This is a genomic window from Acidobacterium sp. S8, from assembly GCF_009765985.1.
Taxonomy (GTDB): Bacteria; Acidobacteriota; Terriglobia; order Terriglobales; family Acidobacteriaceae; genus Alloacidobacterium.
Map to the genome: position 1 here is coordinate 85,576 of NZ_LMUM01000032.1, position 11,517 is coordinate 97,092.

Genomic DNA, 11,517 nt, shown 5'->3' on the forward strand with positions numbered 1-11,517 from the left:
AATCTCGCCAGACGTGGCAGATGGTGACTATGAAATGATTCAGAAACCATCGCCTGTCTTGCTGAGTTCTAATCCTCTTTGGGCCGCTGCCTCGTTCTCAGCCCTGCCTTCGTCTGTTTGCCGTGTTTCTCATCGAGATGCTACGATTTGCCTTCTGAGGGATCATTGAGAGCCGGAGTGGCAAACGTCGACGCGTCGGATCATACGGGTGCGAACGAGCCGTCGGTTGAAGAATGTAAAGAGCAAGTTCGCCGTGTAATTCGATCTACCACCTTTCGCAATGCAGCGACCCTACAGTTACTGCTTCAGTTCTTGACCGATAAGACAATCACAGGCTCGGCCGACGTTCTGAAAGAGTACACGATCGGTGTTGAGGCGCTGGGACGGAAGCCCGATTTTGACCCCAAAATAGACCCAATTGTCCGGGTACAGAGCCACCGACTTAGAGTCAAGCTCAAAGAGTATTACGAGGCTGAGGGCTCCGGGGATCCAATTCTGATCCAGTTTCCCAAGGGCCACTACGTACCCACCTTCGAAACGATGCCGGCCACACTCCCCGTTTTGACCGATTCGTCCACAGATAAGCCTGAATCTGCCGCCGCCGTCGATGAAGTGTCTTCTGAAGAAGCCGAAGAGAAATCGACTGGGCTTGCTCAAACGGGACGGCGGCTCTTCTTTAACTTGGCACTCTTCGCTATTGCAATGATGGCGCTGGGGTATTGGCTAGGGGTCTGGCATGCGGAGAAACGAGCAACTACAGGCGGAGCGGCCATCTCGGTTTCTAAGGGTGATGAGGTCGAATCGTTCTGGGGTCGATTTCTCGGCAGCGATACTACACCTGTGATCGCGTATACCGACGCGGTTTTTCTGCTGGATGATTCCAATGATCTTTTCCGGTTTCGACACGGCGCCATCGACAGCCGAGGTGCGCTGGTCGATCCTCACCTGGCGCGCGAGTTCGCTTCGAATCCGGAAATTGTTGCAAAGGCCGGCCAACTCTACTATGAAAACGGCTACACCGGCACTGGCGAACTCGAGTCGATCGCCATGCTGGCGGGGCTATTCGGGCGCATGGGCATGAAGCCGATCATTAAATCGAGCCGCGATGTGACGCCGGAGGATCTTAATCAGCACAACGTTATTTTGCTAGGATCGCCGTTCCAAAATGCCGCGGTGGCACAACTGCTGACAGCGGGTGATTTTCGCTATAACAACCCGGACCAGCACCATGAACAGTGGCGCGCTCAGATCGTCAATGACCACCCACGAGCCGGAGAGGCGACGACTTATCACACAGAACGTGATGCGACGACTAAAGTTCTGACAGCCGACTACAGCCTCATCACCATCGCGGCGGGTGTCTCTCCCGGCCGGTGGATTGCCATTCTCGGGGGCCTCGACACGAAGGGAACTGAGGGTGCAGCAATGTTCGTCACCTCAAAGCATGGAATCGAACGGCTGACTAAGAATCTGAGCGGCTTCGGAGGCGGCAAGAACGAGTTGATTCCTTTCCAGGCCCTGGTGCGGGTCCAACTTGCTAAGGGTTATCAGGTTTTAGACGCGGACCTGGTTTCGGTTCACCCCATCTCGCCTGCAAAACCGGAAACGTCTGCCGGCACCTCCTCGACGCCTTAATATCGGTCCCGCCTTACTCCTAATCACCTCATTTGCCTATGTAACGTACGGTGTAACAACCGTGAAACGTAATGGAATGTTGAGGAAAACTATGCATATCGCGGTCTGGTATCCCCGCGGTAACTAGCGCGCGGCACATTCGATACCTAAAGTAACGGCTGTTTGGAAGGCCATATGACAACGCAAAGCAGTAGGAGATCAAAATGATGAATCTACGAGAAAAATTTGGGAAAAAGGTAATCGGTTTCATGCGATCGGCGGCAGCCGAATGGAGAATGCTGACGCTACTTCTCTGTCTTCTGGCCGCCGCTCCTGCGCTGTTCGCCCAGGGTGTGAGCGGGCGCATTGTCGGGACGGTCACAGATTCAAGCGGCGCGGCGATCGCCGATGCGCACGTGACCGTCACCAACCAGGACACCGGGGTCAGTATTTCGGTTAGCACTGATCCCAGAGGTGACTACCAGGCAAGCAGTCTTCCACCCGGCAACTACCAGCTGCAGATCGAGGCACCCGGTATGCAGACCATGATTTCAAAGGGAATCGTGGTGACTGTGGATAACACCACGCCTGTTCCGGTGACGCTGCGGGTCGGCACGGCAAATCAGTCGGTCACGGTGACGTCTGCGAGCCCGCTCATCGACACGACCAGCTCGTCACTGGGGGAAGTTCTCAGCGGGCAAGAGGTGACGACTCTTCCCCTCAATGGGCGCGTTTTTTCCCAACTCGTGCAGACAGTGCCAGGGTCGGTTGCGGCAGGCTTTGGTAGTGCGCCAGAGGCTGCGGCAGGAGCCGGGTCGTTCGGCTCTATCACGGCCAGCGTGAATGGAATGCCCTGGGGCGGCACCACCTACACGCTGGATGGCGTGAATAATATGGAGCTGTTGAACGCCTTCATCAACGTAACGCCTCCCTTGGATTCCATTCAGGAGATGAAGATCTCCACTAACAACGCTGACATTACAGTGGGCACCTATGGTGGAGCCCAGGTGAACGCGTTCATCAAGTCCGGCACAAACGCATTTCATGGCTCCGCCTACGAGTTCTTTCGCGATGACGTACTGAATGCGAACCAGTGGCAAGCGACCAGCAAGGCGCCTTATCGCGCCAACCAGTTCGGAGGATCGCTGGGCGGTCCGATCATCAAGAACAAGGCGTTCTTTTTTCTGGATTATCAGGGTCTGCTGCTGCGCAACGGCATCAGCTATATCCTCACGGTACCGACCGACCAGATGGCACAAGGCACTTTTCTGAAGAGCCAGTTTCCCAGCCCCATCTATGATCCCCTAACGAAAGCTCCCTTCCCGACCGTAAGCACGCCCCAGGGAGATGCCTGGCAGATTCCGGCAAACCGTTTCGATCCGGTTTCGGCAAATATGCTCGCCGGAAACAGGATCTGGCCGTCGGCCACGGATCAGTCCAGCATCAGTAACAACTACAAGGCGAACACAGTTGAGCCGGATGACAACCATCAGTTCGACGTTAAAGCCGATTACCAACTCACAGATAAGGACCGCTTTTTCGGTCGCGAATCCTATCAGCGGCGCGACTTATCGGCGCCGTCACCGGGCACGCCTTTCATCCAGATTGGCGACGTGAACGCGACGACGCGCGATCACAATGCGGCTCTTGGTTACAATCACACATTTTCTCCAACTATGCTGAACGAGGCGCGCTTCGGCTTCAACCGTTTCTACACGAAAGACTTCGGAAACGACCTCGGCACAAACGAGAACACCGCTCTCGGTATTCCGAACGGCAATGATGCAGCCTTCGGCGCAACCGGTATAGGCGATTTCAGCATCGGCAATATCGCAGCCACTGGTTCGCAGGGCTGGACGAACTCCCACCGCATCAGCAACTCGTACCAGATCACCGATAACCTCACAAAAGTGTGGGGGGCGCACACCTTTACCTTCGGCGAGGATTATCGGCGGTTACAAGCATCGCTGACCAACTCCGATGCGAACAAAAACGGTGATTTCACCTACATTTCGGATTACACAAGCAGCTGCACTCTCGATCCATCGTGCGTAAATCCGGCGGGCGGCAGCCAGTTTGCCAGTTTCCTGCTCGGACTGCCTTCGTATATCGATCGCGGCTTCGTTGCCACCGAGCCTGCGACGCGCGCGACTCTGGCGGGTGTGTACGCCCAGGACCAGTACCGTGTGAAGCGCAACCTTACATTGACTCTGGCTCTGCGCTGGGATCTGATTACTGCCGCTATCGATAAGGAGAATCGTCAATCGAACTTCGATCTTGCCGCGGGCGTGCTTGACTTTGCGACGGACGGAAATCGTGGTCCCAATGTCGATAACTATTATGGTGGCTACTCGCCCAGGGTAGGCTTTGCATACTCGCCCGGGAGGGGCGACACCACCGTAACAGGCGCCTTCGGTATCACGCATTTCCCCGGAAATTTTGGCGCGATGGGCGGCTTTCTGGAGCGCAATTTCCCGTACTTCGAAGTCTTCACCAACCCCGCCCAGCAACGCAACGTGCCCCTGACGCCGCTGAGCATAGCAGGGTTGCCACAGTATGTCCCGACGCCGACGACCGCGCCCATTGCTCCGCCGCCCGGTATTTCCGTAAGCCTGATGGCGAAGGATATGCAACCCGATGCTGCTTATGCGTGGAACTTTGGAATTCAGCAAAAAGTCACAGATGCCATGGCCTTCAGCCTTACATATGTGGGCACGCGCGGAGTGCATCTTTTCCGCCGTTACAACATCAACACGCCGCCACCGGGCGATACTCCGTTCAACTCCAGGTTGCCGTACCAGTACTTCGATACATCAGGGGATCAATACGCGACCAACATCGGCTACGCCGGTGCAGATGGGGGATCGATCTATCACGGCCTGCAGACCGAGATGAAGATCAACTTCTCTCGAACTCTGACCGGACGGGTGAATTACACGTGGTCGAAAGAGATCGACGACATGAGCGTCTGGTGGCCGCTTGATGATCGCTTGAACCGCGGCGAAGGAACTAACCAGGCGCCGAATATTCCTCAGAACTTCATCGTCAGCCTCGTTTATCAGCTTCCCTTTGGACGCGGCCAGCGCTGGCTCTCAACCGCGCCGCGAACTGCAGATCTGTTGTTGGGAGGCTGGCAGTTGAGTACTATTTCTAAACTGCAATCAGGCAGCCCCCTCACGTTTAACGCCGCCTATGACAACCTCGGCAGTGGGGTGACCAATCGCGCGAATGTGACCTGCCCATCAGTGCGGACGATCGGCTCCGTGTCTGAGTGGTTCGACACCAGCTGCTTCACCACACCCGCACCGTTTCAGCTCGGCAATTCTGGCTCTGGGAAGGTCCACGGACCCGGCTATTACAACGCGGATCTCTCCTTGTCGAAATCTGCAACGATTCGTGAAGGAATGAAGGTGAGCGTGCAACTCGATGCGTTCAATCTCACCAACACGCCACACTATTCGAATCCGGACACCAATCTTTCGGACTCCAACTTCGGGCAGATTGGTGGAACGAATGGAAACCCGAGACAGTTGCAGCTCGGAGTCCACTTCACCTTCTAGGACAATACTGAGCGCGTGCTGGTGATCAACAGCACGCGCTCACCACCAAAGAAAATCTACGAAAGAAGGATTCTATTGTGAATAGGAGGAACTTCGTCTTAAAAGGTGCGGCTATGGCGCTCGCTTCCCGCTTGGATGGACTGCCTGCTCTGGCCTCTGTTGCCCTGAAAACAGGTGAAAACCTGATTCCTGAGACGCCGAGTGGAGCACCGAATTACTGGTGCACCTGGGCCGCTCAAAACTACATGTACGGGCATCATCAGCAAGAGCTTCGACCGGAGATTCTGGAAGGCGACTCGGGAAGCCGGCTCGCTCACGAAGCAATGAACGAGCAAGTGCTTCTCGGCGAAGATGGATGGGCCCACGCCTTCTTTCCCCGCATTCGAAGAGATTTGTATCTCATGCTGGACGATGGCTGGGAATCGGGCGGAACAGCTACATTCGAGCTCGATGCAGACAAGTTTCCATCCTTCTCTGGTTCACCGGCAGAGCGACTTGCAGGATTGAACAAGGCCATTCAAACCGCGAACTGGCGCGGAGCTGCGCTCTGGTGCCGCAATACTCCAGGCGGTCAGCAGGATGAACGTTTAGAAATGCTGAGCCAGCAGGCGAGCATTCGCTATTGGAAAATCGATATGGGCGATCCGGCCTTTCATCTCGTCGATTTGCGTAAAACGAACCGTACGCAGTTGCAGTTTGAGCATGTTCACGGAGAGAGCCCGCTAAATGGTGACTGGCGCCGCGATGGCAGATTTGGTGAGCAGCCGCGGGGCTCAAAAAGGCAACAGATTCTTGCGCACACAGATGTGTATAGAACGTATGACGTCACCTCGATTCTTTCTTTGCCGACGACGCTCGATAGGCTGGCGGAGATGCTGAAGGGAGCTCAGGGACAAAGCGATGTCCTAGCGCTCCTGAACGTCGAAGACGAAGCTTACGTCGCAGCGGTGATGGGCTGCACCATGGGAATTCTTCGCCATCCTATGAACGGCTTGCGACCTGGAGCGGATACGGATCTATTCTTCAATGGACCGCGACAGGCAAAGCGTCGTATGGACGAAGTGGTGCGCGCCATACGCTGGCAGCGCATTGCGCCGCCTTTCGCAGCCGGGCGCGGAAACATCGAAATCAGTAATGAGATCTTGACGGACAGTTGGGCCTTCGAGCGTGGACAAACATGGGAGGGAGATCTTGTTGGGCACACGACGCATCAGGGCGCACCTGCTTGCATCGTGCGGAATCTTGCCCTGCCGCGTGTGACATCTACTGGCGATAAGCCATTTGTGTTTGCGTCGAGATTTGCGAACGGAGCCGTTGCTATCGGTATGCAGGAGCGCACCCGTCCCGATCGCGCATGGTACATGCCTCTCGCAGATGTCGAGCTGCATGTAGGAGACGCGCCGGGCCCATACGGCATCTTCGGCAGCTGCAGAACGCTTACTCTCGTGTTCGACCGCCCTCTTACCGGTAAACGCATCCTGGCACAGGATCTGGCGACCGACGAAGCTTTGGACGTGACCGATCATGTTCACATTGAAGGTCAAAGGATTCTTCTGAGCGAGGCAAATCTGCGAAGTTTTGGATTGCGCGGTGCCACGAAAGGCGATCTCTCATCGCCTGGCCTCGTGCTGGGGTTGCGTTAGCGGACGTCTGGTTTGCAGGATAAAGAAAAATGAAAATCCGATATTTCCTCTTTGTACTCTTGTTCGCGGTTAGCCAGCTGGTGGCGGCTCAGCAGCCAGCGTCTTCATCGCCGCTTAGCTTCACCTCGTCGAATCCATCGCTGGTGCAAACATTTGAATGGGCTAAGAGTCAGGCTCTTGTGTACAGCCGGAGTGGGTCGAAAACTATGGGGCCATGGTATGAAGCGGCGCTTCCAGGACGAAATGCCTTCTGCATGAGAGATGTGTCACACCAGACAGAAGGCGGGGCTGCGCTGGGCCTGTTTGCCGCGAATCGGAACATGCTTGGCCGGTTCGCTCAATCTGCCGCGAAATCACGCGACTGGGCTGCGTACTGGGAGATAGACGGCGAAGGCCATCCTTCCACGGCAGATTACGTTTCTGACACAGATTTCTGGTTCAACCTGCCGGCAAACTTTGACGTGTTCGATGCCACCGTCCGCATGTGGCGCTGGACCGGAGATAACAGCTATCGTAACGATCCAGCCTTCCAGCGCTTCTTCCAGGTCACGATGAGCGATTACATCAAAGCCTGGCAGCTTGAACCTGACGTGATCACGAAGCGACCGCGCATCGCGAACCAGCGCCAGGCAGAAGGCCGCTTTGTTCATTCGCGAGGAATTCCAAGCTATACGGAAGGCTCGAAAGACTTCGTCTTCGGCACAGACCTGCTCGCGGCTGAGTATCGTGCAATGCGATCGTTCGATGAGATCGCAGCGGCGGACGAAGAAGAATCTACGCATACGGTGCAACGAAATGCAGGCGATATACAGTCTCTACTCGAAAAGGTTGGGTGGTCAGAACAAGATCACCACTATTTTGGAACGATCCGCAAAGATCTGAGCGGATACGGATCCGCCGATACTCTCGTACTGTATTTTGGTGCTGCGAAAAACCCGGCGCATATTCGCGGCGCGCTCGATTATATTTCCTCACCGGCATATTGGAGCAAAATCAATATCGAGGAGGAAAGTTACGTTCCGCTCACGCTATTTCGGTACGGCAGAACCGAGGCCGCATATCAGGTGCTGGCTGACATCAGTAGTCCAGGAAAGAATCGCCGCGAATATCCCGAGGTTTCGTACGCGGTGATCGAAGCGATCGTAAGCGGAGTCATGGGTGTATCGCCTGGCCACATGAACGAGAAGTTCGATGTGAGCACGATCTCGAGACTGCCGACCGATAACGATCGCGCGACCCTCTCCGGGCTATCCATCAGGCAGAACCTGATCGACGTTGCTCATACAGGCGGATCGACGACGCGCTTGAAGAATAGCTCCGGACCGGCACTGCGGTGGCGTGCAGAATTTGCAGGAGCTTTAGATTCCTTGAAAGTAGACGGGAAAAAGGTTCCTGCGAGTCAAGCCACTACGGAAGAGGGTATCGTCATCAGTTGGACGGATGTAACGGTATCTCCCGCCGCCGTGGTTGTGGTCAGCAGATGATTTCCTTTAGCGGAGTGCATCCAACAGCGGAGTGCATCCAACGTTGATCGGTGGGGAAACTCTTGTTCCTGTGGCGGCTTCTCGCAAATTAGACTCTCAATCCCGGTCATCTCTCGGGTGCTTTTGTTTTTCCGCTGTCATAATCCAATCCACCTTTGAAAACGGAACGAAAGAATAGGCGGTCTCACTCAGCAAGGCGGGCAGGGCCTCGCCGGTGGTCTTCTGTTTCAGTTCATTAGCAAATGTCGTTCCCTCCACCCAGATTCCACCCTGCTCGATCGAGTAGTTTGCAGTCATTACTGGTATATCGAACGCCGAGAATTTTATGAGTGCTGCTTGGTTAGCCATGAATTCCTCTCCCAATACGCAGGCCTATTCTCGTGAGACGAAAATCCTCCAACCAAGTTCCGATAGGCCGAATATATTGTTAAGATGCGATCCGCTGATCCGAAGAAACGGACCGCAGACCGAGCCGAGTTTGGCACGCATTGCCGTCCTTGGTTGGCAGAATCCGAGGCTGTAACAGCGCCGAGGAAGCAGATTGGAAGTCATGTCAGCCATGATCCTTGATCATGAGTGAAGGTAATCAAGTTCATTGTCGGATGTCTGATCGTTTAGGGCGCCTCTTGCGATCAAGGGTTCCCTGCGTCTACGTCAGTTGCATCAAATAGCTCATGCATTGGATCGGAACAGCCGGTTGGTCCGTTCCTGCGGACGCAGAAAAACTGGGAACCCACCTGTATCGTTACTCCCGCATCTTTTCCTGTGTTGAGATCAATTCTTCGTTTTACCGTTCGCATCGTGCTGCAACCTGGGCCAGGTGGTCACAAGAGACACCATCCAGCTTTCGTTTCTCAATCAAAGCCCCGAAAGCGATAACTCACGAACGGAAGCTACGAAACGCAGCTGATCTGCTTGAAGCATTCTTCGAACAGATTGAGCCCATGGGCCAGAAAACAGGTCCCATTCTTTTTCAGCTTCCACCGTCACTTTCATTTGATCTGGAGGTGGCGGAAGACTTCTTTTCCTCGCTGAGAAGACTTTATAAGGGCGAGGTTGTCCTTGAGCCGCGTCATAGAACCTGGTTTACTGCTTCGGTGAATGCGATTCTCAAAAACCTGACGATCACGAGGGCGGCGGCCGATCCAGCTAAAGCCGATCCGGTAGCTGCTGAACCCGGAGGAGATACGGGATTGGCCTATTACCGGCTACACGGCACTCCGAATACTTATTATTCGAAGTATGAGGATGATTTCCTGATTGCGCTGGCATCCAGAATCAAACTTCGCGGTAACGTTTGGGTTGTCTTCGACAATACAGCGCTCTCGTATGCGTATTCGAACGCTCTCCAACTACAGGCACTTGATCGCGAGTCCTTAGATATATAAGCATATTGCAGAAGCCAGAACGCTCATTGCTTATCAGATCAATCGCTGCTTCTACGGAAAGAATGAAGTTGGTTTTTCAGTAGAGATGACCTGCCGGCATTTGGAAGATCTCCAGTGGATCACAAACAGCAGCAATCCTTGTCCTCGTCATACCAACCGACGAAATCGCCATAGAGAGCCCGCTGGTCGCGGGCTCTCTATGTGTCTATAGATTTTGTACCAACCCTGCCTCGCTTAAGAGACAGTGAAGACTCGCGGTTTCGATCTTTACTTTCCGGTTGCCTTATGAGTGACACCACGGCGAAATAGTTCGTTCACCGTTGCCACAAAATGCGCAGCCGCCGGTGGGGTAGGCACGCCGCCCGCGAGGATTTTTGCATATGGAACGTCTTGACCATAGACCTTTTCCGTATCAGAGGTATTCTGATGCACTACATCACCATTAAGGTCAATGCCCGCGAAAAGTCCCTTGCTGCGCGAGTAGGTCAAAAATTCGGCATTTGCCAACTCGGTTGTTGAGGCTTGTGAATCGCGACCTACGGGACCTGCGGCGACAGCAATGTCTCCGCCCAGTTTCGCCTTATCTTTGAGCAGATCGTCCATTGCGTGGTGATTCATACCGACAAGCACCAAATCCGTGGACTGGCCGCCGATTTGGAAACCGAAACTTGCGCCTTCCAGTTGAATAAACGCTGGAGCACTCCATCCACCTCGGCTGGTTCGGCAGGTTGCAACGCCCTGTCCGTACTCGCCTCCGAAGACGAATGCCCCCTTCTTGAAGGAAGGCACGACCAGCACACATGTAGCTTTGGACGCGATATCGAGTGGAATGCCCTTGTCCGGGGTATTCAAGAGTTCATGGAGCACGGCGTGTGCGGCATTAATGCGTGCATCAATCTTCGTCGTATCCTGAGCCAGAACAGAAGGGCTTAGGCTGATTGCAATCAGAGCTGCTGAAAGTAAAGCTTTCATAGATTCCCTCGCGCTTGGTTAACAAAATAGATAGGTTACAAGCATACATCCAATTTAGAGCAAGATTTCGGTCTTCTGGTTGTGTGGTCGCTATCAATAGAAAGCCATTGTCATTCTTACATTGCTAAATCTCTTTAACGACTCGCTCAATTTCACACTGAGTCGGCATTTAACCTCGCGTGCATCATGTTGATATGGAAGCTCGGCGAAGCTCTTTCTAATGTTTGCACGATTTCGCAACTCTTTTGTTCTCGTCGTGATTTTGCAGATGAATCTGTTCAACGCTCTCCCCTATTCGGATTCTGTCGTAGCGCTCGAGGCAGCGAGAGCGAACCTGCCTGACTATCTCATCTCCGACATTATGATGCCGGGGCTGAATGGCGTCGAACTTGCGATCGCCGTACAGCGCGAAATCCCATGGTGCAAAATTCTTCTATTTTCCGGCGAGGTGGGAGTGTGGGAACTGATCATCGAGGCCGACAAAAGTTGGCTCGTCACCTATGGTAAGCCGCTCGTCCTGTCCTTTTAGGTTGCGGCCACAACATCATGTGCCAACTGCGGTCTAGCGACATTGACTGCTCATAGCGGCACCGAGATTCGTGGTGCACTGCTAGTTTAATTCCCATCCGCCCCGTCCGGTTCTTCGGTCACTCGTCTTGTTTGAGTCGTGCTGCCTTAGGTGGTTGCGGCTTGCGTCTGAATAGGACTGGCTTGGCTGGCGTTAGTCTGGGTTGGCGTGTTGGATTCACTTGGGCTGATTGGGACTGCGACTGCCTTGAGATCTTGGGGAAGTGGAACTCTGTTTCCCTCCGCGTCTACTTCCCATGAATCAACATAAAAGTAAGTCAGGTTAGCT

At 54.2% G+C, this 11,517-nt stretch carries 9 protein-coding genes; 6 read left to right on the forward strand and 3 right to left on the reverse strand.

All coding sequences use genetic code 11. The annotated features are described in order from the left end of the window. Positions 1–177 precede the first annotated feature (177 nt). From GSQ86_RS14740 to GSQ86_RS14755, 4 genes are all read left to right on the forward strand, one after another. The gene (locus GSQ86_RS14740; RefSeq protein WP_158750707.1) at positions 178–1,635 is read left to right on the forward strand and encodes a hypothetical protein; all 1,458 of its coding nucleotides are present in this window, start codon (positions 178–180) and stop codon (positions 1,633–1,635) included. A gap of 203 nt (positions 1,636–1,838) precedes the next feature. Beyond that, positions 1,839–5,174, forward strand: a complete 3,336-nt coding sequence (locus tag GSQ86_RS14745; RefSeq protein ID WP_158750708.1) for a carboxypeptidase regulatory-like domain-containing protein — start codon at positions 1,839–1,841, stop codon at positions 5,172–5,174. Between the two features lie 77 nt (positions 5,175–5,251). Further along, positions 5,252–6,817 (forward strand): hypothetical protein, encoded by a 1,566-nt coding sequence (locus GSQ86_RS14750; RefSeq protein ID WP_158750709.1) that lies wholly within the window; start codon positions 5,252–5,254, stop codon positions 6,815–6,817. Positions 6,818–6,846: 29 nt separating this feature from the next. Next, positions 6,847–8,301 carry a hypothetical protein gene (locus GSQ86_RS14755; RefSeq protein WP_158750710.1) on the forward strand — a complete coding sequence of 485 codons (1,455 nt, stop codon included), beginning with the start codon at positions 6,847–6,849 and terminating at the stop codon, positions 8,299–8,301. A gap of 96 nt (positions 8,302–8,397) precedes the next feature. On the opposite strand, the gene GSQ86_RS14760 is transcribed toward GSQ86_RS14755, so the two are convergent. After that, the gene (locus GSQ86_RS14760) at positions 8,398–8,649 is read right to left on the reverse strand and encodes a hypothetical protein (RefSeq protein ID WP_158750711.1); all 252 of its coding nucleotides are present in this window, start codon (positions 8,647–8,649) and stop codon (positions 8,398–8,400) included. Between the two features lie 326 nt (positions 8,650–8,975). On the opposite strand from GSQ86_RS14760, the gene GSQ86_RS14765 reads away from it, so the two are divergent. Beyond that, complete coding sequence (locus tag GSQ86_RS14765; protein WP_158750712.1) at positions 8,976–9,689, forward strand: DUF72 domain-containing protein; 714 nt, start codon at positions 8,976–8,978, stop codon at positions 9,687–9,689. 267 nt (positions 9,690–9,956) lie between these two features. Here the strand turns inward: GSQ86_RS14765 and GSQ86_RS14770 are convergent, their stop codons facing one another. Next, positions 9,957–10,661, reverse strand: a complete 705-nt coding sequence (locus GSQ86_RS14770) for a lipid-binding SYLF domain-containing protein (protein ID WP_158750713.1) — start codon at positions 10,659–10,661, stop codon at positions 9,957–9,959. Positions 10,662–10,881: 220 nt separating this feature from the next. Here GSQ86_RS14770 and GSQ86_RS14775 point away from each other — a divergent pair, with 220 nt between their 5' ends. Then, positions 10,882–11,190, forward strand: coding sequence for a response regulator transcription factor (locus GSQ86_RS14775; RefSeq protein WP_158750714.1), 309 nt, complete (start codon positions 10,882–10,884; stop codon positions 11,188–11,190). Positions 11,191–11,336: 146 nt separating this feature from the next. On the opposite strand, the gene GSQ86_RS23140 is transcribed toward GSQ86_RS14775, so the two are convergent. Continuing rightward, positions 11,337–11,517, reverse strand: a 181-nt coding sequence (locus GSQ86_RS23140) for a hypothetical protein (RefSeq protein WP_216841174.1), incomplete at its 5' end; no start/stop codon positions are given.